The 24,512-nt window shown below is 40.2% G+C and carries 22 protein-coding genes; 13 read left to right on the plus strand and 9 right to left on the minus strand.

Annotated elements, in window-relative coordinates:
• Positions 1–432 precede the first annotated feature (432 nt).
• The 8 genes from CVD23_RS20480 to dnaA form a co-directional block, all read right to left on the minus strand.
• Positions 433–1,539, minus strand: a complete 1,107-nt coding sequence (locus CVD23_RS20480) for an HD-GYP domain-containing protein (protein ID WP_101577106.1) — start codon at positions 1,537–1,539, stop codon at positions 433–435.
• A 96-nt stretch (positions 1,540–1,635) separates the two neighbouring features.
• Positions 1,636–4,158 (minus strand): DNA gyrase subunit A, encoded by a 2,523-nt coding sequence (gyrA, locus tag CVD23_RS20485; RefSeq protein ID WP_101667023.1) that lies wholly within the window; start codon positions 4,156–4,158, stop codon positions 1,636–1,638.
• Between the two features lie 402 nt (positions 4,159–4,560).
• Complete coding sequence (gyrB, locus tag CVD23_RS20490) at positions 4,561–6,483, minus strand: DNA topoisomerase (ATP-hydrolyzing) subunit B (RefSeq protein ID WP_101577104.1); 1,923 nt, start codon at positions 6,481–6,483, stop codon at positions 4,561–4,563.
• 97 nt (positions 6,484–6,580) lie between these two features.
• Entirely contained in the window at positions 6,581–6,826 is a 246-nt protein-coding gene (remB, locus tag CVD23_RS20495; RefSeq protein WP_101667024.1) for an extracellular matrix regulator RemB, read from the minus strand.
• Positions 6,827–6,838: 12 nt separating this feature from the next.
• Entirely contained in the window at positions 6,839–7,957 is a 1,119-nt protein-coding gene (gene recF / locus CVD23_RS20500; RefSeq protein WP_101667025.1) for a DNA replication/repair protein RecF, read from the minus strand.
• An 18-nt stretch (positions 7,958–7,975) separates the two neighbouring features.
• Positions 7,976–8,191: a S4 domain-containing protein YaaA gene (gene yaaA, locus CVD23_RS20505; RefSeq protein ID WP_101577101.1), complete on the minus strand. Its 216-nt coding sequence runs from the start codon at positions 8,189–8,191 to the stop codon at positions 7,976–7,978.
• A gap of 177 nt (positions 8,192–8,368) precedes the next feature.
• Complete coding sequence (gene dnaN, locus CVD23_RS20510) at positions 8,369–9,505, minus strand: DNA polymerase III subunit beta (protein WP_101667026.1); 1,137 nt, start codon at positions 9,503–9,505, stop codon at positions 8,369–8,371.
• Positions 9,506–9,703: 198 nt separating this feature from the next.
• A complete protein-coding gene (gene dnaA, locus CVD23_RS20515) occupies positions 9,704–11,050 on the minus strand; it encodes a chromosomal replication initiator protein DnaA (protein WP_219619935.1) in 1,347 nt (448 codons plus the stop codon).
• A gap of 621 nt (positions 11,051–11,671) precedes the next feature.
• Between dnaA and rpmH the strand changes: the two genes are divergently transcribed.
• The 11 genes from rpmH to CVD23_RS20570 all read left to right on the plus strand — a co-directional run bounded on the left by rpmH (position 11,672) and on the right by CVD23_RS20570 (position 22,411).
• Entirely contained in the window at positions 11,672–11,806 is a 135-nt protein-coding gene (gene rpmH, locus CVD23_RS20520; RefSeq protein ID WP_066059809.1) for a 50S ribosomal protein L34, read from the plus strand.
• Positions 11,807–11,958: 152 nt separating this feature from the next.
• A complete protein-coding gene (rnpA, locus tag CVD23_RS20525) occupies positions 11,959–12,327 on the plus strand; it encodes a ribonuclease P protein component (RefSeq protein WP_101577099.1) in 369 nt (122 codons plus the stop codon).
• Positions 12,328–12,626: 299 nt separating this feature from the next.
• Positions 12,627–13,406 (plus strand): YidC family membrane integrase SpoIIIJ, encoded by a 780-nt coding sequence (gene spoIIIJ / locus CVD23_RS20530; RefSeq protein ID WP_101667027.1) that lies wholly within the window; start codon positions 12,627–12,629, stop codon positions 13,404–13,406.
• Positions 13,403–14,050 carry an RNA-binding cell elongation regulator Jag/EloR gene (gene jag / locus CVD23_RS20535; protein ID WP_101667028.1) on the plus strand — a complete coding sequence of 216 codons (648 nt, stop codon included), beginning with the start codon at positions 13,403–13,405 and terminating at the stop codon, positions 14,048–14,050. Before spoIIIJ ends, jag begins: the two co-directional genes overlap by 4 nt.
• Positions 14,051–14,518: 468 nt before the next feature.
• Entirely contained in the window at positions 14,519–15,904 is a 1,386-nt protein-coding gene (gene mnmE, locus CVD23_RS20540; protein ID WP_101667029.1) for a tRNA uridine-5-carboxymethylaminomethyl(34) synthesis GTPase MnmE, read from the plus strand.
• 141 nt (positions 15,905–16,045) lie between these two features.
• Positions 16,046–17,935 (plus strand): tRNA uridine-5-carboxymethylaminomethyl(34) synthesis enzyme MnmG, encoded by a 1,890-nt coding sequence (mnmG, locus tag CVD23_RS20545; RefSeq protein WP_101577095.1) that lies wholly within the window; start codon positions 16,046–16,048, stop codon positions 17,933–17,935.
• A 21-nt stretch (positions 17,936–17,956) separates the two neighbouring features.
• Positions 17,957–18,673 (plus strand): 16S rRNA (guanine(527)-N(7))-methyltransferase RsmG, encoded by a 717-nt coding sequence (gene rsmG / locus CVD23_RS20550; RefSeq protein WP_101577094.1) that lies wholly within the window; start codon positions 17,957–17,959, stop codon positions 18,671–18,673.
• Positions 18,674–18,789: 116 nt separating this feature from the next.
• Positions 18,790–19,659 (plus strand): nucleoid occlusion protein, encoded by an 870-nt coding sequence (gene noc, locus CVD23_RS20555; RefSeq protein WP_101577093.1) that lies wholly within the window; start codon positions 18,790–18,792, stop codon positions 19,657–19,659.
• Positions 19,660–19,936: 277 nt separating this feature from the next.
• Positions 19,937–20,698 (plus strand): ParA family protein, encoded by a 762-nt coding sequence (locus CVD23_RS20560; protein WP_101579184.1) that lies wholly within the window; start codon positions 19,937–19,939, stop codon positions 20,696–20,698.
• Positions 20,691–21,548 (plus strand): ParB/RepB/Spo0J family partition protein, encoded by an 858-nt coding sequence (locus tag CVD23_RS20565; RefSeq protein WP_101667030.1) that lies wholly within the window; start codon positions 20,691–20,693, stop codon positions 21,546–21,548. The genes CVD23_RS20560 and CVD23_RS20565 overlap by 8 nt, the downstream gene beginning before the upstream one ends.
• Positions 21,549–21,694: 146 nt before the next feature.
• Positions 21,695–22,411, plus strand: a complete 717-nt coding sequence (locus CVD23_RS20570; RefSeq protein ID WP_101579155.1) for a DUF554 domain-containing protein — start codon at positions 21,695–21,697, stop codon at positions 22,409–22,411.
• A 17-nt stretch (positions 22,412–22,428) separates the two neighbouring features.
• Here the strand turns inward: CVD23_RS20570 and yyaC are convergent, their stop codons facing one another.
• A complete protein-coding gene (yyaC, locus tag CVD23_RS20575; RefSeq protein WP_101579156.1) occupies positions 22,429–23,052 on the minus strand; it encodes a spore protease YyaC in 624 nt (207 codons plus the stop codon).
• 293 nt (positions 23,053–23,345) lie between these two features.
• Here yyaC and CVD23_RS20580 point away from each other — a divergent pair, with 293 nt between their 5' ends.
• On the plus strand, positions 23,346–24,233 hold the full coding sequence (locus tag CVD23_RS20580) for a mechanosensitive ion channel family protein (RefSeq protein WP_101667031.1): 888 nt from the start codon (positions 23,346–23,348) through the stop codon (positions 24,231–24,233).
• A 10-nt stretch (positions 24,234–24,243) separates the two neighbouring features.
• Positions 24,244–24,441, plus strand: a complete 198-nt coding sequence (locus tag CVD23_RS20585; RefSeq protein ID WP_101579158.1) for a DUF951 domain-containing protein — start codon at positions 24,244–24,246, stop codon at positions 24,439–24,441.
• The last annotated feature ends 71 nt before the right edge of the window (positions 24,442–24,512 follow it).

Here is a 24,512-nt window from a genome sequence, read left to right on the forward strand (position 1 = left end):
TAAAAATAAACTTAACGTTGACGTTTTTGCTTGCTTGTTCAGTTTTCAAAGAGCAATAAATTCATTTACCGCCGCGAGGCGACTTTATTAATATACCATTTTAACAATCTTATGTCAACAATTTTTCTAAGATAAATTATTTAGCATTAGTTATTATTGCTGACTTGAATGATTATACCAGCCTATTATGTTTGTGGCAAGGGTATTTGTGAACTTTTTATTTTTTACTTGAGTCAATTTCACAATGTAATAAGCTAAACCGAAAAACGAATGTAGTTGTCTGGATATACAGGAGTATGTCGTATAAAACAAATATACTTCTTAATTTTAAATAACTGTTCGTTTTTCAATTAAGGAATTGCTTTGCTGCCGTTTTGTTGTTCACTTTAGGTTTAATAAGTTTCTTACACAAAAAAAATCGGCTAAGTCATATTACTCAGCCGATGTAACGATTTCTTCTATGAAAACCTGCCTGTGCTTGCTTAGGTGGATAATTTCATCCGTTTCCAAAATTCTTATTAATGGCCGGGTTGGTGCTGTCTCTTCGATAAATAAAATTTCTGCCTGCTGGCCATTAGAGAGCTTAATCTTGCTTCCTGTTGAGAAATTCATAAAGCCGGAACTTAATGCTTTCAAAACTTTTAAATCGAACTTTCCAAATTGATCCTCGGAGATCATTTCCAGCACTTTAAACGGCGAAAGCTTTCGCTTATAAAACCGTTCCGATGTCATTGCATGAAAAGTATCGGCCAATCCAATGATTTTTGCGAAAGGATGGATTTTATCTTCTTTTTCTCCGAAAGGATATCCGCTTCCATCCAATCGTTCATGATGTTGGACAATAGCCAGCTTTGTGGCTTCTCTTAAAAGTGGGACATTCTGAACCATTTTATAGCTAAGGTTAGGATGTTCTTTGATATCTTCAAATTCTTCAACAGTTAAAGAAGTTTGTTTATTAATAATTTTCGTGCTGAGTTTTGCCATCCCGCAATCAGCCAAAAAGCCAGCCAAAGCGACTTGAATAATATCCCCTTTATCATAATTCATTCGTTTCGCAATAAATCCAGACAGGATGCCGACTGCGATCGAATGCTGGTAAAGGTATTCATTCTTCATAGAGAAGTGATGAAGATTAAATATATCGGCAATACTTTTCTCGGCAGCATCGAGCAGCGGCAAGAGGATTTCCCGGACTCGTGCTATCTTTATCGGCATTCCTGATTGCCAGGAGATATATTCTTTTTTGTATTCCTGGACTGCATTTAAATATAATTGATTGAGGGATGGACCGTTCTCTTCACTCAATATGTTTGGGCTATGCTGACCTTCCTCATCTTCCACTATCCCAGCTGGGATAAACGGCTTGCCAGTAGCGAGAATTCTTTCGACAACAACATCCTTAATCAAATAGATCTTTAAGATTTCGATCAACTGTTCTGTCAAGATTGTTTTTTTTGCTAACACCGGACGGTTTGTCCTGCTAAAAACATCTGTTGAAAGAATGCAGCCTTCTTTTAATTCTTCTATTTTTACGCGCACCGTTTTCCCACCCCGGATTAAAAATTCTTTTTTTTATTTCTATTTTACTTTATTTTCCCAAAAAAGAGGAACACAAAATGTGTCCCTCCCAATTAATTATTCTGAATCTTTCTCTTCTGACGTTGCAACAACGTCGATATTATCATCTAGAATCTCAGTATCTTCTTCAACAGCAGCTTTTTCTTCTTCCTTTTCAACTTTTGCTACTGTTGCAACAAAATCATTTTCATTTCCTTCTAACCGAATAAGCTTGACTCCTTGCGTGTTCCGGCCCATCGTTGAAATGCCGTTTACATCGATACGGATCAGAACACCTGATGTAGTGATCAACATGAGATCTTCTTCACCTGTAACAGCCTTCATTGATACGAGGTTTCCATTTTTCTCTGTTACATTGCATGTTTTTATCCCTTTGCCGCCTCTACCTTGAACACGATACTCTTCAGCAGGAGTTCGCTTTCCGTAACCATTTTTCGTAACGATCAAAATTTGGCTTTTCTCTTCAAGCACTTCCATCCCAACAACTTCATCATCTTTATCGATGTTGATTCCTTTTACTCCTGTTGCGGTTCTGCCCATCGAGCGAACATCTGTTTCAGGGAAACGAATCAACATGCCTTTTTTCGTCCCGATGATGATCTCTTTGCTTCCATCGGTCAAGCGAACGGAAATTAGCTCATCGCCTTCACGAAGATTCAAAGCAATCAAACCGTTATTTCGGATATGGGCAAATGAAGTTAACGGAGAACGTTTCGATATACCTTCTTTTGTTGTGAAAAATAAGAACCAGTCATCGACAAACTCTGCAACCGGGATAATCGCATTTACCCATTCTCCCTTATCGACTCCAAGCAGGTTTATGATTGGAATCCCTTTCGCTGTCCGGCTGAATTCGGGTATTTCATATCCTTTTGCACGATATACTTTACCTTTATTTGTAAAGAACAGCAATGTATCGTGAGTCGATGTCGAAATTAGATGCTCTACAAAATCATCTTCATTCGTTCCCATTCCTTGTATTCCCCGGCCACCCCGTTTTTGCGACCGGTAAGTAGATACAGGAAGGCGCTTTACATAACCATTATGCGTAATTGTTACAACAATATTCTCCTGGGGAATGAGGTCTTCATCTTCAATAAACTCAATTCCGCCTGAAACAATTTCCGTACGGCGTTTATCGTTAAAACGCTCTTTAATTTCCGTTAATTCTTCACGGATAATTTCAAGCACTTTTTCTTCATCGCCGAGAACAGCTTTTAATTCAGCAATAAGCTGAACAAGCCCATTATATTCTTCTTCTATTTTTTCTCTTTCCAAACCGGTTAAACGCTGCAGACGCATATCTAAAATCGCCTGTGCCTGTTTTTCTGATAAATCAAAGCTTTCCATCAGGCCCGTACGAGCTGCTTCTGCCGTTTGCGAGCTCCTGATTAGGTTGATTACTTCATCAAGGTGATCAAGCGCGATCCGCAAGCCCTCTAAAATATGAGCACGCGCCTCTGCTTTACGAAGTTCGAACTCGGTTCTTCTTCGTATAACCACTTTTTGATGGTCTAAGTAATGTGAAAGAGCTTGCTTTAAATTTAATACTTTCGGCTGACCGTCGACAAGGGCCAATAGGTTGATACCAAAGCTCGTTTGCAGGGCAGTTTGCTTGTATAAATTATTAAGCAATACATTTGCATTGGCGTCTCTGCGGACTTCCATGACAATCCGCATTCCATTTCTGTCTGACTCATCACGCAGATCTGTAATGCCATCAATCCTTTTATCGCGGACAAGCTCGGCAATTTTTTCAATTAATCTTGCCTTATTCACCTGGTAAGGAATTTCGTTGACAATTATAACTTCCTTGCCATTTGCTTTTTGTTCAATTTCTACCTTTGCCCGGAGAGTGATTGAGCCTCTCCCTGTTTCATATGCTTTTCGGATACCACTCCGGCCCAATATGAGTCCGGCCGTAGGGAAATCCGGACCCGGAATAAACTCCATCAACTCTTGGATCGTAATATCCTCGTCCTTAGTTAAGGCAAGGACACCGTCAATGATTTCACCTAGCTGGTGAGGGGGAATATTTGTTGCCATTCCAACTGCAATTCCGGAAGTACCATTGATTAATAAGTTCGGGAAACGCGAAGGAAGAACGACCGGTTCTCTTTCTGAACCATCGTAGTTATCTTGATAATCAATTGTGTCTTTATTAATATCCCGCAGCAATTCCATTGAAATCTTAGACATTCTTGCTTCCGTGTAACGCATCGCGGCAGCGGAATCACCATCTACAGACCCAAAGTTACCATGTCCATCTACAAGCATATATCGGTAGTTGAAATCCTGAGCCATCCTGACCATTGCGTCATACACGGATGAGTCACCATGAGGGTGATACTTACCGAGAACGTCTCCGACAATACGGGCTGATTTTTTATACGGTTTATCCGAGTGCATGCCGAGATCGTGCATGGCGTAAAGAATACGGCGATGGACTGGCTTTAATCCGTCACGAACATCAGGAAGGGCACGGGAAACGATAACACTCATTGCGTAATCTAAAAAAGATGTACGCATTTCCTGGCTAATATTTATTTCTTTAATACTGGGATTAGGCGTCTCAGCCATTTGCGGAAGCCTCCTTTTTAAAACAACCGGGGACATCTTGACTAATAAATATCCCTGAGTTTATATAGATTGAATGTATTTCATAAAACAATTCTGTAATTGAACAACGAACAATTATTTAAAATTAAGATAATATGCTTCGTCCTACAGCATGCTGCTGTATTTAGACAACTTCATTCGTTTTTCGATTTAGCTTATTTACAGTTGTGAAATTTACTCAGATTGCCACAAAAAATCGGTAAAGATTAAAAGCAGGATAGACGATTTGTCCATCTATCCTGGTGATCGTTCTATACTGTTAAAACCATGAAAAGGGGAGTGCCGACCCGTTGTTAGCTGGCATCCCATGAGCTAGCACTGCAAAACGGGTCCCGACAATCTGAACTTCATTTAAACTAAGTCTTAAATATCTAAATTTTTAACATAAACGGCATTTTCTTCAATAAAATTTCGCCGTGGTTCAACTTTATCACCCATGAGTATTTCGAACGTTTCATCAGCTTCAATTGCATCCTCAAGATTCACTTGCAGCAAAGTCCGTACTGAAGGATCCATTGTTGTTTCCCAAAGCTGGTCAGCATTCATTTCTCCAAGACCTTTATAGCGCTGAATACCCGGCTTAGGCTGGCCTGGCATGTTTTCTAAAACTGCATCAAGTTGACGATCATTATAAACATACTCAACTCGCTTGCCCTGCTGAATTTTATAAAGGGGCGGCTGAGCAATATAAATATAGCCAGCTTCAAGAATTTGTCTCATATATCGATAGAAAAACGTCAATAATAAGGTTCTGATATGGGCGCCATCAACATCGGCATCTGTCATAATCACAACTTTATGGTAACGGGCTTTTGAAATATCAAAATCTTCTCCTATTCCGGTCCCGATCGCCGTAATGATTGCTCTCACTTCATTGTTGGAGAGAATCTTATCGAGCCGTGCCTTTTCTACGTTCAAAATCTTTCCACGCAGCGGCAAAATCGCCTGGAAGTGGCGATCCCTCCCTTGTTTTGCTGATCCTCCCGCAGAGTCACCCTCAACAATGTACAGCTCACTAATCGCAGGATCCTTTGACGAACAATCCGCCAATTTACCAGGAAGACTTGAGACTTCCAGAGCACTTTTCCTTCGTGTCAGCTCTCTTGCCTTTTTAGCTGCAAGCCTCGCCCGTGCAGCCATTAAACCTTTTTCAACAATTTTTCGTGCTACCGACGGGTTTTCTAATAAAAAGGACCCGAAATGATCGGCAAATGTTGTATCGGTTACAGCTCGTACTTCTGAATTTCCTAGCTTTGTTTTTGTCTGGCCCTCGAATTGTGGATCGGGATGCTTAACAGAAACAATCGCGGTGATGCCTTCTCTCACATCTTCACCGGAAAGGTTATCATCATTGTCCTTAAATACATTTTGTTTTCTGGCATAGTCATTTATCACTCTTGTTAAGGCCGTTTTGAAGCCGGATTCATGCGTGCCGCCTTCATACGTATGAATATTATTGGCAAATGAATAAATATTGCTCGTATAGCCATCATTATACTGGAGGGAAACTTCAATGGTAATCCCGTCTTTTTCTCCTTCAATGTAGATTGGCTCTTCATGAAGCACTTCTTTTGTTCGGTTTAAATGTTCCACATAAGACTTTATTCCGCCTTCATAAAAATACTCGTTTCTTTTATTTTCAGCGCGTTTGTCTTCAATCGTAATCGTAAGCCCCCTGTTTAAAAAGGCAAGCTCGCGAAGACGGTTTGCAAGCGTGTCATAGTCATATTCAAGCGTTTCGGTAAAAATCTGGGGATCCGGCTTAAAATGAACGGTCGTACCGGTTCGATCAGTTTCGTCAATTACTTTTAACTCGTCGTGTACAGCGCCGCGTTCAAATTTTTGGTAATGAATTTTTCCGTCGCGATGGACAAACACCTCGAGAACGGTAGACAGGGCGTTAACGACAGATGCACCTACACCATGCAGCCCTCCTGAAACCTTATAGCCGCCGCCGCCGAATTTTCCCCCGGCATGAAGAACGGTCATAATTACCTCGACTGCAGGCCTTCCCATTTTTTCATGAATTCCGACTGGAATACCCCGACCGTTATCTACAACAGTAATGCTATTATCTGTTTCGATAGTGACATTAATTTCTGTACAATAACCGGCTAATGCTTCATCAATACTATTATCAACGATTTCCCATACAAGATGGTGAAGCCCCTTTTGACTTGTTGACCCGATGTACATGCCTGGCCGTTTGCGAACGGCTTCAAGACCTTCTAATACTTGTATTTGGTTCTCATCATATGCTTGTTCTTGCACTGCCTTTTGTTCCATAGCCACATCGATCACCTACACTTTCCATTTGCATTCCTACAATTTCACTTATCTATTTATAAAATCAACCCGTTTCAACAAGGGCCAATCTGTTATTTTAAAATTCGTGGACTGATAATTTTTGAGAGCGTTTCTTCAGCGTTCCGGAGGCAAGAGGGGAGTAGTAAATCCTTTCATCCGTTATCACGATTGATTTAAATGGACCTTTGGAAAGATTCATGACATTTTCGCCTTTTTGTTGAAGAAATTCTCCCATATCGGGGGAATTAATGCTCTCTTTATCCAATATTGCGATGATGTCTTTTGTTCTGACAAGAATATCTTCACCGACATGAAGGTACATATTTTTCTCACCTCATTGAACCCGATTTATTACTCCGGCTTCTACTTTGTAGGTGGAAGCTTCTTTTAACGTCTGATGGTCAATTCCTTCAACGCTTGTTGTTGTCACAAAAGTCTGGACTTTTCCTTGAATCGTATTCAACAAATGAGATTGGCGATAATCATCCAATTCCGATAACACATCATCCAACAAAAGAATTGGATATTCACCAATTTCCGAATGAATCAATTCAATTTCCGCCAGTTTGACCGATAAAGCTGTCGTTCTTTGCTGCCCTTGAGAACCGAAAGTTTGGACATCGCGGTCATTAACAAAAAAAAGCAAATCGTCCCGGTGAGGTCCAAACAGTGAAACTCCCCGTTCAATTTCTCTTTTCTTTATTTTAACAAACTTTTCTTCAAAGGCTGTTACCATTTTCGACAAATCCTGTCCTTCTGATACTTCAACCGAGGGCTTATACATAATCTTCAAGGATTCTAAATTTCTTGATATCCCTGCATGAATCGGCTGTGCCCACTCTTCAAGCATTCTCGTATATGCGAATCTCTTATGAATAATCCGGACTGCCATTTCAATAAATTGCTCGGTTAAAATGTCCAGCATCGTTTCATCTGTTTGTTTCCTTGTTTGTAAAAGCTTTAAATAATGATTTCGCTGCTGGAGAATTTTTAAAAATTGTCCAACCTCATGTAAATAAACAGGAGACACCTGGCCGATCTCCATATCAATAAAACGACGCCTTACTTGAGGGCTCCCTTTGACTAAATGGAGATCTTCAGGCGCGAACATGACAACATTCATATTCCCAACATATTGGCTTAATTTCCGCTGCTCAATATGGTTTACTTTGGCTTTTTTTCCTTTTTTTGAAACGACCAACTGAATCGGCAGGGATCCATGATTTTTTTTTATCCTACCTTCTATTTTAGCATAATCTTCGTCCCAGCGAATAAGTTCTTTATCATTTGACGTCCGATGCGATTTAGCCATCGCTAAAACGTAAATCGATTCCATCACATTTGTCTTTCCTTGGGCATTTTCACCAAGAATCACGTTCACTTTATTTTCAAAGTGAGCCTCCAAGTCTTCATAATTGCGGTAATTCTTTAAAAACAATTGCTCTATATGCATGAACGCTTCATCCTTTAGTTAATGCGTAACGATAAAATCACCGACATTTGGAATATGGATTTCATCCCCATTACGCAATTTCCGGCCTCTCCGCTGGTCTAATTCACCATTCACATATACTGCATGCTCACTTAAAAACCATTTCGCCATTCCGCCGGTTTGGATCACTTCAGCTAACTTTAAAAATTGACTTAACGTAATATAGTCCGTATCAATTTTAATTTGGTTTGCCATCACGTCACTCTTTCGTAATTAGTATCTAATACTTTATTTTACTAAAAAACAGAACAATAGACAAAGAAAAGTAATATTATATCTGTATTTTCATTTTTTACTCAACCATTAATGTCTATTCCGGCCGGAGAAAAAAAGATACCCGAAAGAATAAATCTTTCGGGCCGTTTAATAAAATTAATATGTTCTGACGGGGAGGATCAGCTGCAGAATCGATTCATCGTTGATCGGACGAATGAAAAATGGCCGCATCGCTCCAGTAAAGCTGACTTTAATTTCTGTTCCTTCCAGAGCTTTAAGAGCATCCATCATGTATTTTGCACTAAAGGAGATTTTCAATTCTTCTCCCTCTATCGTTTGCGTTTGAACTTCTTCAACGACGTTCCCGATTTCAGGCGTGTTGGAAGAAATCTCAACGTAGCTGCTTTCTAAAGTAGAAAATTTGACTACGTTATTTCTGCCATCTCTGGCAAGCAGCGCTGCACGGTCAATTGCTTGCAAAAAATCCTTTGTATTTATCACTACATCTGTTTTGCTTTCATCAGGAATTAACCGGGAAGTATCCGGATAGTTTCCTTCGAGCAATCTCGAAAAAAACAATAGATGTTTTGCTTTAAACAAAACCTGGTTTTCAGTAATGACGATCTCGATCGGTTCGTTATGGTCGTCTAAAATTTTGCTTAACTCGTTCAAGCTTTTCCCTGGAATGACAACATTGTAATTGCCGTTGTTTTCCGCATCAACTTTTGCTTTTCTTAATGCAAGACGATGGCTGTCTGTTGCAATACAGGTAAGTTCATTATTTTCGACTCTCCAGTTTACACCTGTCAACACCGGCCGTGTTTCTGAGGTGGACACTGCGAAAATGGTTTGGCGTATCATTGTTTTTAACAGATCAGTAGGAATTCGCAAAATATTTTCTTCCTCAATTTGTGGAAGGTGTGGATATTCTTCTGCATCTAGTCCATTAAGGTTAAACTCTGACTTTCCGGAGCGAATGATAGTCTGCAAATGGTTTTGCACTTCAATTTCAACTGAAGCAGTTGGCAGCTTCTTGACAATTTCACTGAAGAAGCGGGCTTGAAGAACGATGGCCCCAGTCTGTTTAATCTCAACATTCTCATTTCCCGCTTCCTCATGCGGAATAAATGATTCTATTGAAATATCTGAATCACTGCCTGTTAATGTTACTCCATCCTCTGTTGCCACGATTTTTATTCCTGTTAAAATCGGAATCGTTGTCCTCGATGTGACTGCTTTCATAACGTCCTGGACACTCTGAAGGAGCCGGTCGCGTTGAATGATAAAGCGCATTTTTTTATCCTCCGTTTTTAGCTATTTTCGAGCTCTAAAAAATATATAATTTTTAATTAAAAAACTAGTAGAAGTACTAGTAGGGCCTGTGATTATGTGGATAACTCAATATTATTAAGGAAATACAGTCTATCCACATGTGGACAGACTGTGTGTAAACAAGCAAAAGTTATGCACAATTTCCCGTTTCTGCTGTGGTTAAATTTTCAGCATTTTATTGATTTCTTTAATCTGATTCTGCAATGTAGCATCTGTTTGGACAAGCTTTGAAATTTTTTCATGAGCATGGATAACGGTTGTATGATCTCTTCCGCCAAACTCTTCGCCTATTTTAGGAAGAGAGAAATCGGTCAATTCCCTCGACAAGTACATGGCAATCTGTCTGGGGAATGCGACAGATTTAGTCCTTTTCTTCGCTTTGAAATCTTCAAGCCTTACACTGTAATGTTCACCGACAATCCGCTGTATCTCCTGAATCGTAATTACTTTCGGTTTTGAGCTTGGAATAATATCTTTTAATGCTTCAGCAGCGAGATCCGCATTAATATCTTTGTTAATGAGCGATGAATACGCAACAACCCGGATCAGCGCACCTTCTAGTTCCCGTATATTCGAATCTATTTGATTGGCGATATAAAGCATAACTTCGTTCGGAATATCAAGTCCTTCTGCTTTTGCTTTCTTTCGCAAAATCGCGATCCGCGTTTCGAGATCGGGGGGAGTAATATCTGTAATCAATCCCCATTCGAACCTTGAACGCAGTCTGTCCTCAAGCGTAGGTATTTCCTTTGGCGGCCGGTCACTTGAGATAACAATTTGTTTGCTTTCTTCATGGAGAGTATTAAAAGTATGGAAAAACTCTTCCTGGGTTTGTTCTTTTCCTGCTAAAAATTGAATATCATCAATCAGCAGTACATCAACATTTCGGTATTTATTGCGAAAATCAACAGCTTTATTATCCCGGATCGAGTTGATAAATTCGTTTGTAAATTTTTCAGAAGATAAATAAACGACCTTAGCTGACGGATTATGGTCGATAACATAATGGCCGATTGCATGCATTAAATGCGTTTTCCCAAGTCCCACTCCACCATAGATAAAAAGCGGATTATACGCTTTGGCAGGTGCCTCTGCTACAGCAAGTGAGGCAGCATGTGCAAATCGGTTTCCAGATCCAATTACAAATGTGTCAAATGTATATTTCGGGTTTAGCATATTTTGCGGAAGCTCGGGTGGATCTTCATCTTTAAGCGTTCTTCTCTGGGGAAGAGGCGAGTCTATTTCTGCGTCATTTTGATTTTGCGGAATAATAAACTTAACCCCGAGCTCTTCTCCGGTAATTTCATATAGGATCCCGGAGATCAGTTGGGAATAACGCTCTTCAAGCCAATCACGGGCAAATTCATTTGGAGCGGTTATCGTCAATGTATCCCCTTGCAGGGAATGGGCTTTCGTCGACTTAAGCCATGTATCAAAGCTTGGTTTACTGATTTTTTTTTCAATATTGGCGAGAGCGTTGTTCCAGAGGTCCGCAATATTTTCCAACGAATATCCCTCCTTCTCTTTTGAATTTTGTGAATATGAATGGTTGTACAGACTGTACAATTGCGTAATTCTATAAATATACGAAATTATGGATGTGGAAAAATATATAATAAGGAATAAAAGAGGTTATTCGACAATATCCACTAGCTGTGGACAAAGTTTTACAGACCCGCTTAATAACCTGTCCACATATTATCCACAACCTGTGGATAATACAATTATCAACATTCGCTTATTCAGAGTGAAAACACAAATATAATATCAAATAATCCTAATAGGTGCAATGCTTTTTAAAGCTTTATCCACAAGAGGAACATCCTGTGCAGAAAAATTGTCCACAACGGAAGATAGTGTGAAAAAGCTGTCAGTATGTGCTGTGGATAATAAAAAAGCTGTCGAATTTTATCCACAATGTGGCAGGATGTGGACTAACATGAAAATTTTTATTTTGTGGAAATAATATTCATATGCGTTTTGTTTGTTAAAAAATAACCAGGAAAAAATTCTTCGATAGGACAAGGAAAAAAAGATTTGTTTGCCGGGTAGTTGACAATTTTCAGGGAAGGTCTATATAATTAGAAAGACTGTCTTTTACAGCATTCCTCAGGGAGGTGTCATATAATGAAAAGAACTTATCAACCAAATAAACGTAAACATAGCAAAGTTCACGGATTCCGCAGTCGCATGAGCTCAGCAAATGGACGAAAAGTCCTTGCGCGCCGCCGCCGGAAGGGAAGAAAAGTATTATCTGCTTAGGCCACTGAAACGTCAGTGGTCTTTTTTCTCATAAAAGAAAAGCTTTCATTCGATTAGCGCGGGCTGTAGTCTTCGCCGATCGAATGAAGTTTTACTTTAAAGCGCTTTTGCCGTTGCTGTAGTGATCCATTTACGATTGAAGGTGTTTAACCATGAAAAAAGAATTTCGCATTAAAAAAAATAAAGAGTTTCAGGAAGTTTTCCAGAAAGGAAAATCTGTTGCCAATCGGCAATTTATTGTCTATGTGCTGAAAAAACCTGAACAACCTTATTTTCGAATTGGATTATCTGTAAGCAAAAAAATTGGCAACGCGGTGACAAGAAACCGAGTAAAAAGGTATATCCGCCAGTCTTTTCAAGAGTTTCAGGACGAAATACTCGGCAGCAACGATTATGTTATTATTGCACGCAAGCCAACTTCGGAAATGGAACTTTATGAAATTAAGAAAAGCTTAACCCATGTGTTAAAACTTGCGAAGGTATTGAAAAACTCCCGTGCTGGCTATAATGAAAAACGATAAAATTTTTTTCAGTGAATATTTTCCGCCTTTTAAAGGCATTTCCTCTTAAAAGATGATAGAATACATTTGGATTCATAAAAGGGACATGCATAAGGTCCTTGATTACCCAAGTTCCCCATTTGATACGTTTCAAGTTAAGCTTTAGCGCTCAGATTGTCGGAAATTATGTCAATTGCTTGAAAAGGCAAAGATCTTCTTTGTGATCATGGAGCAAGCGGCTTTAAGCTTGTTTCCTTGGTGCTAAAGCTTTTCTTAATATATATTGCTTATCATAATGCGCAGTTAGGAGGAAAAAACGGTTGAAAAAACGAATACTTCTTTTTGCCGGTTTGATTGCGCTTACGGCGCTTTTAACAGGCTGTACGGAATATAACCAACCGATTACATCTGAAAGCACAGGCTTTTGGAATGAATTTATTGTATATCCGCTCTCAATGTTAATTGTCAAAATGGCTGAATTTGCCGGCGGAAGCTATGGGATGTCGATTATCCTCGTTACTTTAATCATACGTTTGGCGATTCTTCCGTTAATGATCAAACAAACAAGAAGTTCAAAAGCGATGCAGGCTTTGCAACCTGAGATGCAAAAGCTGCGTGAAAAATACAGCTCAAAGGATCAAAAAACTCAGCAAAAACTCCAGCAGGAAACAATGGCGTTGTTTCAGGCACATGGAGTTAATCCTCTGGCAGGCTGTTTCCCGTTGGTCATTCAAATGCCGATTTTAATTGGATTTTATCATGCCATTTCCCGGACAAGGGAGATCGCGGAGCACAATTTCTTATGGTTTGACCTCGGCGCACCAGATCCGTACTACATTTTGCCTTTAGTAGCAGGTGTGACTACATTCATCCAACAAAAAATAATGATGGCGGGTACGGAAGGCCAAAATCCGCAAATGGCGATGATGCTTTGGATCATGCCTGTTATGATCATTGTTTTTGCAATTAACTTTCCGGCAGCTTTATCGCTATATTGGGTAGTTGGTAATATTTTTATGATTGTTCAAACTTATTTTATTAAAGGTCCGGACCTTAAAAAAGTTCCTGCGACCGGTAAAGCGGGAGGAGCGAAAAAGTGAAACAAGTTACTGCTACTGGACGTACAGTCAACGAAGCAGTCGAATCAGCTTTAGCTCAGTTAAATACTTCAAAAGACCGCATAGATATTACGATCATGGATGAAGGAAAAAAAGGAGTCTTCGGATTTTTTTGGTCGCGTCCTGCGATTGTTAAGGCGACAGTAAAAATTGATCCTATTGAAGAGGCAAAAACCTTTTTAATTGATGTGAGCAAAAAGATGGGTGCTGCGATCGAGATCGAAGTGATACGAGAAGGCAAACAAATCCAGTTTATATTATCAGGTGAAAAAATTGCTTTGTTAATTGGAAAAAGAGGCCAGACTCTGAATTCACTACAATATTTAACGCAGCTGGTTATCAATCGCTTTTCGGATCAATATTTAACAGTCCTGCTTGACGCTGAAGACTATCGAACCAGAAGAAATGAAACATTGATTCAATTGGCAGAACGGCTTGCTCAAAAAGCTTTAAGAACCGGCCAAAATGTTGCCTTGGAGCCAATGCCTTCTTATGAACGGAAAGTCATTCACACAGCGTTAGTCAATAACAACCGGATCAGAACTTTTTCTGACGGCAACGAACCGCATCGTCATATTGTTATCTCTCCTGTAACTCAAGAAAAACAGAGTGTAACAAAAAGGTAACCATTAAGAACTCCCGGGTCCGGGAGTTTTTTGTGTTTAGGAATTCGATTTCTGGTATTTTTAAGCAGGAATCGATTTATGTCTCGTTTTATTGTTATTCACATGTGGATAAGTTAAAATAAAGGATGGTCCATCGTAATTTGTGGATAACATTTTCGGCTGTAAACATCAGATTTTTGTATTTGAAATAAAGCCTGTCGTATATTAGTTATTTTAAGGAGTAAATTTCACAATGTAATAAGCTAAACCGAAAAACGAATGACGTTGTCTAAATAAACAGGAGTATGCCGTAGGAAGCGAATAATATTATCTTAATGTTAAATGACCGTTCGTTTTTCAGTTAAAGAATTGCTTTATGAAATTTATTCTTAAGAATTGGTTATAAAGGTAAATGATGAGTTGCTTTGGGACAAATAGTGTACCAAACAGTTTTTAATATATAGTTTTATCGAAAAGGGGTGAGGATGTATGGAGTTTGATACAATAGCGGCTATTTCGACCCCGATGGGAGAAGGCGCGATTGCCATTGTTCGGCTCAGCGGTGAGCAGGCGTTCGAGATCACTGATCAATTATTCCGCAGCCCAGGCGGAAAGCGCATTATTGATGCAGCCTCCCATACAATCCATTACGGCCATATTATCGATCCAAAAACGCAAGAAGTTGCAGAGGAAGTAATGGTCACTGTAATGAGAGGTCCTAAAACATTTACAAGAGAAGATGTAATAGAAATTAATTGTCATGGCGGTCTCGTTTCTGTGAATCGGGTTTTGCAGCTTGCCTTAACTAGTGGGGCACGCTTGGCAGAACCGGGGGAATTTACAAAGCGGGCCTTTCTTAATGGACGAATCGATTTGTCACAGGCTGAAGCTGTTATGGATTTAATTCGTGCCAAAACGGACAGGGCAATGAACGTCGCTCTCGGCCAGATGGAGGGGCGGCTTTCGAAGCTGATTAGAAAGCTTCGCCAGGAAATATTGGAGATACTCGCCCATGTGGAAGTTAATATAGATTATCCCGAGTACGACGATGTGGAAGAAATGACCCATGTGATGCTTTTGGATAAGGCACAATATATTCGCGACGAACTACAAAAGCTGCTGCAAACGTCACAACAAGGGAAAATTTTAAGGGAAGGCATCTCAACCGTTATCGTTGGCCGCCCAAATGTCGGGAAGTCTTCGTTGTTGAACAGTCTTGTCCATGAAAATAAAGCAATTGTTACCGATATACCAGGGACAACAAGAGATGTCATTGAGGAATATGTCAATGTCAGGGGTGTGCCGCTGCGGCTGCTCGATACAGCCGGGATTCGGGAGACAGAGGATATTGTCGAGAAGATTGGTGTGGAACGGTCCCGCCAAGTGTTAAAAGAAGCTGATTTAATTCTGCTCGTTGTGAATTTCTCTGATCAACTAACCGCAGAAGATGAAAATATATTCAAAGCAGTTGAAGGCATGGATGTTATTGTGATCATTAATAAAACGGATCTGCCTCAGAAAATCGATATGGACAGGATTAAAGAGCTTGCAAATGATCATAAGATCGTTACGACATCTTTGCTGGAGGATGAAGGTGTCGACGATTTGGAAGAGGCGATTTCCTCCCTTTTCTTTGCCGGCTCGATTGAAGCGGGGGATATGACATATGTGTCCAACACCCGCCATATTGCTCTGCTCGGCCAATCTCTCCATTCGATTGAAGAAGCGATTGAAGGAGTCGAAATGGGAACTCCAATCGATATCGTCCAAATCGACTTAACAAGAGCATGGGAACAGTTGGGTGAAATTATTGGTGACAGCGTACATGAAAGCTTGATCGATCAATTGTTCTCTCAATTTTGTTTAGGCAAATAAGGTAGAGGCTGGCCCTGGTGGCAGCAACCGTGGTTCGTTTCGTTCAGCGGAAGCAATTAAAAAACAGTTTGTTCCTGTATTTGAGGGCTATAAGGATACGAAAAAAAGTGAATAAAATAAACAAATAAGGAGGCAGCGAAAATGCCATACGAAGCTGGTAAATATGATGTTATCGTAATTGGTGCCGGTCATGCAGGCAGTGAAGCAGGACTTGCTGCCGCACGCATGGGTGCGAAAACCTTAATGATTACGATCAATCTCGATATGGTGGCCTTTATGCCGTGTAACCCATCGGTCGGCGGCCCTGCTAAAGGAATTGTGGTCCGCGAAATTGATGCTCTTGGCGGCGAAATGGGCAAAAATATCGATAAAACTTATGTTCAAATGAGAATGCTGAATACCGGGAAAGGTCCAGCCGTACGGGCTCTCCGTGCCCAGGCTGACAAATTCATGTATCAGCAAGAAATGAAGAAAACAATTGAAAATGAAAAGAATATGACCCTGGTTCAAGGAATGGTTGAGGAACTAATTGTAGAAGATGGAGTTTGTAAGGGGATTATCACAAAAACAGGCGCGATCTACCGTGCTAAAACGGTTGTCATTACAACGGGAACATTTTTACGCGGCGAAATCATCCTTGGCGAATTGAAATATTCAAGTGGTCCGAATAATCAGCAGCCATCGATCAAGCTTTCCGAGCATCTTGAGAAGCTTGGCTTTGATTTAGTCCGGTTTAAAACGGGGACACCTCCGCGGGTAAACAGTCATTCAATTGATTACAGCAAAACGGAAATTCAGCCGGGAGATGATACTCCGCGCGCATTTTCTTATGAGACTACGAAGTATATTACCGATCAGCTTCCATGCTGGCTAACTTATACGAATGAGCACACACACCAGTTGATTGACAATAACTTGCATCGTTCACCGATGTATTCAGGAATGATAAAAGGCACAGGTCCGCGTTATTGCCCTTCCATCGAAGATAAGGTCGTTCGTTTTAACGACAAGCCGCGTCATCAAATATTCCTGGAACCGGAAGGCAGAAACACTCAAGAAGTTTATGTTCAAGGTTTATCAACAAGCTTGCCTGAAGACGTGCAGGCTCAAATCCTGAAGACGATTCCTGGTTTGGAAAATGTGCAAATGATGCGCCCTGGATATGCGATTGAATATGATTCAATTGTACCTACTCAGCTCTGGCCGACATTGGAAACAAAGCTTATCAAAAACTTGTATACAGCAGGCCAAATTAACGGAACTTCAGGTTATGAAGAAGCAGCAGGGCAAGGATTAATGGCCGGTATTAATGCTGCGAGAAATGCGCTCGGGGAAGAAGAAGTTATTTTAAGCCGGTCAGATGCATATATCGGAGTTTTGATTGATGATCTGGTTACAAAAGGAACAAATGAACCATATAGACTGTTAACTTCGAGAGCAGAATACCGCTTGCTGCTCCGCCACGATAACGCTGACCTCCGGTTGACGGAGATCGGATATAAAATTGGCTTAATTACACAAGAACGGTATGAGCAGTTTAACCGCAAGAAAGCGGCAATCGAAGCAGAAAAGAAACGACTCCAGTCGATTATCCTGAAACCTAATGAACAAGTTCAGGAATTAATCCGCTCCCACGGGGGAAGCGAATTAAAAGATGGCATTCGTGCCTCTGACCTGCTAAAGCGCCCTGAAATGACCTATAGCGAGATTGATCAGCTTGCGCCAAGCAATGTCGAGCTTGATTTTGATATAACTGAACAGGTTGAAATTCAAATAAAGTATGAAGGCTATATTGAAAAGTCACTTCAGCAAGTCGATCGCTTAAAGAAAATGGAAAACAAGAAAATCCCCGAAAATATTGACTATGATGCTATAACAGGTTTGGCTACCGAAGCACGGCAGAAATTAAAAGAAGTAAGGCCGTTATCGATTGCTCAAGCCTCTCGGATTTCAGGCGTCAATCCTGCAGATATATCTATTTTGCTTGTCTATATCCAACAAGGACGTATCGCCCGGGTTTCCAATGAATGATAGATATAAGGGGACGCTGACATGAATACAGACCAATTTCAAAAAATGCTGGCTGAGAAAGGGGTTAACCTTTCTCAAGACCAGCTTGACCAATATGAAAAATATTATCAAGTGCTTGTTGAATGGAATGAAAAAATGAATTTGACCGCGATTACAGATAAGCAGGAAGTTTATTTGAAGCATTTTTTTGATTCCATTTCAGCTTCTTTCTACATGGATTTCAACGAACCGCTGAAAATTTGTGATGTAGGAGCAGGCGCGGGATTTCCAAGTATTCCGATAAAAATCGTTTTTCCGCATCTAAATGTAACGATTGTCGATTCATTAAACAAACGGATTACTTTTTTGGAACATCTTGCTGAGATGCTAAATTTGGCAGATGTTCGTTTTATCCATGATCGTGCTGAAACATTCGGACAGAATAGTGAGCATCGTGAAGCCTATGATATTGTAATGGCAAGAGCTGTTGCCAGACTGTCTGTCTTAAGCGAGCTCTGTTTACCACTCGTTAAAGTTGGCGGAACTTTTATTGCGATGAAAGCAGCAAGTGCCAACGATGAGCTCGAAGCTGGTCAAAAAGCGCTTGATATTTTGGGAGGAAAGCTCAAGGAAGTCCATTCCTTTATGCTGCCTGTTGAAGGAAGCGAACGAAATATTCTAATTATCAGCAAAGAAAAGCAGACCCCGAAGAAGTATCCGAGGAAACCAGGGACACCAAACAAAACTCCAATAGAATAGAGTTACTTTTTCCTCGTAATGTGGCATAATTTGTTTAAAGGGAACTATACTAGCAGGAAATTGTCATTTTCATGAAGAATATGTATTAGGGAGTTTCGTAAAGGTGGTGCAGGGTGATGAAGCCTAATTTTTCACGCCTTTTTGGCCTAGGCGAAAAGGGAGAACATATTGACATAGAACAGGCGGACGAACAAGTTGAACGCAATCAAGTCGAGGAGATAAAGAAAGTTCCCATTGACCGGATTGTTCCGAACCGCTTTCAACCCCGAACTGTTTTTGTCGATGAAAAAATCGAAGAGTTAGCAAGAACGATCCATACGCATGGTGTTATTCAACCAATTGTTATAAGGGAATATGAGCAAGGCCAGTTTGAAATCATTGCGGGTGAACGCCGCTGGCGGGCAATGAAAAAGCTTGGCTGGGAGGAAGTTCCCGCCATCATAAAGAATCTAAGCGATAAAGAAACTGCTTCGGTCGCTCTGATTGAAAACTTGCAGCGCGAAGAGCTTTCACCAATCGAAGAAGCTGTAGCATATGGAAAACTTCTGGAATTGCATAATTTAACTCAGGAAGCGCTCGCACAGCGATTAGGAAAAGGACAATCAACAGTTGCGAATAAGCTCCGCCTTCTTAAGCTTCCCCAGGAAGTACAGGATGCTCTTTTAAATAAAATAATTACTGAACGTCATGCACGATCGCTTATTCCGCTTAAGCAGCCTGAAAAACAATTAAAATTACTGTCTGAAATTATAGATAAAAATTTAAACGTGAAACAAACAGAAGAACGCGTCTTAAAGCTGCTTGATATGACAGAAAAAAAACCGCAGCCGAAAAGGAAAGCATTCAGCAAAGATATGCGCATTGCCGTCAACACAATTCGCCAATCTTTATCAATGGTGACCGACAGCGGCATCAATCTTGATGCAAAAGAAGAAGAACACGAAGATTTTTATCAGTTTACGATCATCATACCGAAGAAAAAATAATCGTTATGAACTTTAGTTTTCACCAAAAAAGAGAGGCTCACAAAAGCTTCTCTTTTTTCTTTTACCAATTTTCTGCTCGTACAATTTTGCGAAAAAAACTATGCTCGTCACTTTTTCATGATAAAATAGAATACATGATTGCAAATATACGATATTCATGGGCTTTTTGTTCTGATCATAAAAGGGAACGAAACCCTTTTTTCGCTTGCTGTCATATAAGGAGATTTATTTTTTGATAGTGAAGTTTTAATTATTGGAAGTAAAGGTAGGTGACATCGTGGGCAAAATCATTGCGATCGCGAATCAAAAAGGGGGAGTCGGCAAAACGACTACTTCTGTTAATCTAGGCGCCTGCTTAGCATACATAGGAAAAAAAGTACTTTTGGTTGACATCGATCCTCAAGGAAATGCAACAAGCGGGATCGGAATTGAAAAAGCAGATGTCGAACAATGTATTTATGATGTTTTAGTAGACGATGTAGAAGCAATCAAAGCGATTAAACCAACTTCAGTTGAAAATTTATATGCAATTCCTGCTACAATCCAGCTGGCAGGGGCTGAAATTGAGCTCGTTCCGACTATTTCGAGAGAAGTCCGCTTAAAGCGTGCTCTCGAAGAAGTGAAAGGCAATTTTGATTATATTATTATTGATTGCCCTCCATCGCTTGGATTATTGACCATTAATGCTTTAACAGCATCTGATTCCGTATTAATCCCGGTTCAGTGTGAATATTACGCGTTGGAAGGACTAAGCCAGCTCTTAAACACAGTTCGTCTTGTCCAGAAACATCTTAACCATGATCTGAAAATCGAAGGTGTCTTGTTAACGATGCTTGATGCCCGTACCAATTTGGGTATTCAAGTAATTGAAGAAGTGAAAAAATATTTCCAGGACAAAGTTTATAAAACCATTATTCCAAGAAACGTCCGCCTTAGTGAGGCTCCCAGCCATGGAGAGCCAATCATCATCTATGATCCTAAATCACGTGGAGCTGAAGTGTATTTAGATTTGGCAAAGGAAGTGGCTGCAAATGGCTAAAGGTCTTGGTAAAGGATTAAATGCGTTTTTTGCTAACATCGAAGCAGACAATGAAGAGATCGTGCAGGAAATTAATCTTACAGAAATTCGCCCGAACCCATATCAGCCAAGAAAAATATTTCAACAAGAAGCAATCGACGAGTTGAAACAGTCGATTCTTGAACACGGGATCCTGCAGCCAATTATCGTCAGGAAAACAATAAAAGGCTATGAAATTGTTGTTGGAGAGAGGCGTTTTCGAGCAGCAAAAGAAGCAAAGCTTGAGAAAATCCCGGTTGTTGTCCGCGACTTAACTGAACAGCAAATGATGGAACTGGCTGTCCTCGAAAATCTTCAACGGGAGGATTTATCACCCATTGAAGAAGCGGCAGCTTATCAAATGCTGATGAAGAAGCTTGGACTGACCCAGGAAGAACTGGCGAAACGGCTTGGCAAAAGTCGGCCGCATATAGCCAACCACGTGCGCCTGTTGTCACTTCCACCCAAAATACAAGAACTGATTTCGGACGGAAAAATATCGATGGGACATGGCCGTGCTTTATTGGGATTGCGCCATAAAGTAAAACTGCTTGCCGTTGTAGAAAAGACAATCAAAGAAAATTTGAATGTCCGCCAGCTTGAACAACTTATTCAACAACTGAATGAACATGTTTCACGTGAAACAAAAAAGCCTAAAGTTGAAAAAGATATTTTTATTCGCGACCGCGAATCTTTTCTCCGGGATCGCTTTGGAACCACTGTCAATATTAAACAGTCAAAAAACAAAGGTAAAATTGAGATAGAATTTTTTTCGAAAGAAGATTTAGAAAGAATTCTTGAGTTATTGGATGACGGGGATTCAACATTATAAGCCATCGATTGATGGTTTATTTTTTTTTGAGATTCATAGATTGTCAAAAATCTATAGAAAAAAAGACTGGGAAAAGCATCTTCATCATGATAGTTTAATATTATTCGGCTTTTCGCAAAACGAAATAAATGACAAAGGTGAGTTAAATGTTTTTATTGGGGACACTCGTCAATGGCTTGTTAATTATAATTGGATCTTTATTAGGAAAGCTGCTTCACCGCATTCCCGAGAGAATAAAAGCAACGGTTATGCACGGGATTGGACTTGCAGTTATTGTACTGGGCCTGCAAATGGGCTTTAAAAGTGCTAATTTTCTTGTTGTTATTTTAAGTCTCGTACTCGGGGCAGTAATCGGAGAATTGATAGATTTGGAAGCAAAATTGAATTCACTTGGAGGATGGCTGGAAAAAAAGGTCGGTTCAGATGCGAATGGCGGCAGTATTTCCCAAGGGTTTGTCACGGCTACACTCATTTTTGTAATCGGTGCAATGGCAATTATTGGAGCATTGGACAGCGGCATCCGTGGTGACCATGATGTCTTATATACAAAATCAATTATCGACGGGTTTACTGCGCTCATTTTAACAACTACATTAGGAATGGGAGTATTATTTTCCGCTTTTCCTGTCATGATCTATGAAGGAATGATTGCGTTGTTCGCAACGCAAATTAATCGTTTTGTTCCGGAGGCATTAATGGACAGTTTTATCCTTGAGATGACTGCTACCGGGGGAATCATGATTTTTGCAATTGGTCTGAATCTCACTGGTATCACAAAAATACGCGTCGCAAACCTGCTTCCGGGTATCCTTATTACAGGAATTCTTGTCACTATCCTGTACGGATATGAGCGATTCCTGTAAAGAGCAGCTCTCGAATATTACAGAGTATGCTCTTGTTCCACTTTCAAATTTAATTGGTGCCAGGCCTGCTTGCGATCAAATGATAGGCTGGCCGCATAAATTCCTTCAGCGATCGTTTTTGCCATTTTCAATACCAAATTAAGACGAGTATTTTGCAACACAAAAAACTCCATAAATCCGCTAACGTTCACGATTCCAGTAATATGAATATCTCCGACTGGGGGAAGCTCTTTGTTAACGCCTGCCCCCGGTTTAACGGGTCCGTCACCGATCTGGATGATACCAACACTTTTCAACCGGCCTAGACACGCATCAACGCCAATAATAAAAGGGTGGAAGTGCTTTTCTTCAATTTCGCGTAATTTTTCTTCTAAATTTACAGCATGGATCGGATCTTCCAAAGTTCCGTACACATGAAAAGGAGCAATGTTTTTTTCTTCAAGCAAGGTACCGACAAGTGGACCTAATGAATCACCAGTAGAACGATCTGTACCTATACAGACTAGAACAATTGGGCGGCTTTTCAATGCAGGCATCAGTGCTGAAACCTCATTTGCAAGCTTCATGGCTGCCAGCTGTTCATCATGAAGAATTCTCGCTGTGCCTCCTCTTTTCTCAAACATATTGGATCTTAGATTCATTCGTTCCACTCCTTCTCGGGTAAGTAGTAACAGTATACGGAAAAAGTATGTTACGTATACATACCTGTAATGAGAAATCGATAAACAGGGTAAAAGGGCATAGAAAAAATTTATAGATAATGAAAAATACCTATGCAGAAAGCGTTTTTGACTCAGATAATGGCTGAAACTACAAAGTTCCCAAGAATCTTGTTAAAATAAATCAAGACTCAATTGCCAACCATAGTATCGATATTATTTGCGTTACAGGAACGGTGTTAAGAATCAGTGATTTTATGATAAGCAGGTGTTTTATGAAGAAAGAACTTAATGAATTTTTAGAGAAAATCTTAAGTGATGAATTTTGGATATTAATGGGGCAAGGCTTTTTAAAAATTCTTGCGATCATTTTATTAACAGGAGTTGTCATCCGAATTGGTAGATTGGCGATACGAAATATTTTCAAAGTACGCACCCGATCTCCACTGAGAATATCCGAGCGCCGGGAAGCGACTTTAATGAAACTGCTTGAAAATATTCTTTCATATGTAGTATATTTCATTGCTTTTATCATGATTTTATCGACTTTGACGATTAACATAACGGGTATATTGGCCGGAGCAGGAATTGCCGGTTTAGCGATTGGTTTTGGTGCACAGAATCTCGTTCGCGACGTTATAACCGGATTTTTTATTATTTTTGAAGACCAGTTTTCGGTGGGCGACCATGTGAGAGTTGGCCAATTTGAGGGAACGGTTGAAGAAATCGGCCTGAGAACGACGAAAATCAAAAACTGGACAGGTGAACTCCATATTTTGCCGAATGGAAGCATTACTGAAGTGACTAATTTTTCGCTCCATAACAGCATAGCCATTGTCGATGTATCAATTGCCTATGAAGGGGATATCGAACGGGCTGAAAAAATTATTTCAGATCTGCTCGAAACTTTGCCCGCGAAGTATGAAGATCTCGTCAACCCGCCGGAACTGTTAGGAGTGCATACACTAAACGCTTCAGAAGTCGTGTTAAGAGTTGTCGCTGAAACTTTGCCGATGCGGCATTTTGGTGTGGCGAGGATGCTGAGAAAGGATATAAAAATTTGTCTCGATGAACACGGGATGGATGTGCCGTATCCTCGTCTTGTTATGTATTCCCGACACGAAGAAGAGCTAAATAAGCGAAAGCAGTTAGGAAAAGAATAGGGGGATATTTATGGAGCTCAAGGAGTTTGGCCTAAATGATGTGGTAGAAATGAAAAAGCCTCATCCTTGCGGAACGAACCGCTGGAAAATTATTAGACTCGGCATGGATATCCGGATTAAATGTGAAGGGTGCGGACATAGTGTACTCATACCGCGCCGCGAATTTTCACGGAAAATGAAAAAAATTTTGAGCAAGCATGAAGAGTAGTTCATGCTTCTTTTGTGCGCTTGGCAGCGCTTCGCTCTAATGGGTGAAAGTCCCTAACATGCCGTTGTGGC

This window comes from Bacillus sp. V33-4, assembly GCF_002860225.1.
Lineage (GTDB): Bacteria > Bacillota > Bacilli > Bacillales > Cytobacillaceae > Bacillus_BJ > Bacillus_BJ canaveralius.

Coding starts and splice junctions, on each gene's coding strand:
- gyrB (WP_101577104.1), bottom strand. CDS start 6,483: ATGGAACAAAAGGCAGTGCAAGAACAAGCATATGATGAGAACCAAATA.
- gyrA (WP_101667023.1), bottom strand. CDS start 4,158: ATGGCTGAGACGCCTAATCCCAGTATTAAAGAAATAAATATTAGCCAG.
- remB (WP_101667024.1), bottom strand. CDS start 6,826: ATGTACCTTCATGTCGGTGAAGATATTCTTGTCAGAACAAAAGACATC.
- recF (WP_101667025.1), bottom strand. CDS start 7,957: ATGCATATAGAGCAATTGTTTTTAAAGAATTACCGCAATTATGAAGAC.
- rpmH (WP_066059809.1), top strand. CDS start 11,672: ATGAAAAGAACTTATCAACCAAATAAACGTAAACATAGCAAAGTTCAC.
- yaaA (WP_101577101.1), bottom strand. CDS start 8,191: ATGGCAAACCAAATTAAAATTGATACGGACTATATTACGTTAAGTCAA.
- dnaN (WP_101667026.1), bottom strand. CDS start 9,505: ATGCGCTTTATCATTCAACGCGACCGGCTCCTTCAGAGTGTCCAGGAC.
- CVD23_RS20585 (WP_101579158.1), top strand. CDS start 24,244: ATGGAGCTCAAGGAGTTTGGCCTAAATGATGTGGTAGAAATGAAAAAG.
- mnmG (WP_101577095.1), top strand. CDS start 16,046: ATGCCATACGAAGCTGGTAAATATGATGTTATCGTAATTGGTGCCGGT.
- CVD23_RS20565 (WP_101667030.1), top strand. CDS start 20,691: ATGGCTAAAGGTCTTGGTAAAGGATTAAATGCGTTTTTTGCTAACATC.
- CVD23_RS20570 (WP_101579155.1), top strand. CDS start 21,695: ATGTTTTTATTGGGGACACTCGTCAATGGCTTGTTAATTATAATTGGA.
- rnpA (WP_101577099.1), top strand. CDS start 11,959: ATGAAAAAAGAATTTCGCATTAAAAAAAATAAAGAGTTTCAGGAAGTT.
- CVD23_RS20580 (WP_101667031.1), top strand. CDS start 23,346: ATGAAGAAAGAACTTAATGAATTTTTAGAGAAAATCTTAAGTGATGAA.
- yyaC (WP_101579156.1), bottom strand. CDS start 23,052: ATGAATCTAAGATCCAATATGTTTGAGAAAAGAGGAGGCACAGCGAGA.
- rsmG (WP_101577094.1), top strand. CDS start 17,957: ATGAATACAGACCAATTTCAAAAAATGCTGGCTGAGAAAGGGGTTAAC.
- noc (WP_101577093.1), top strand. CDS start 18,790: ATGAAGCCTAATTTTTCACGCCTTTTTGGCCTAGGCGAAAAGGGAGAA.
- mnmE (WP_101667029.1), top strand. CDS start 14,519: ATGGAGTTTGATACAATAGCGGCTATTTCGACCCCGATGGGAGAAGGC.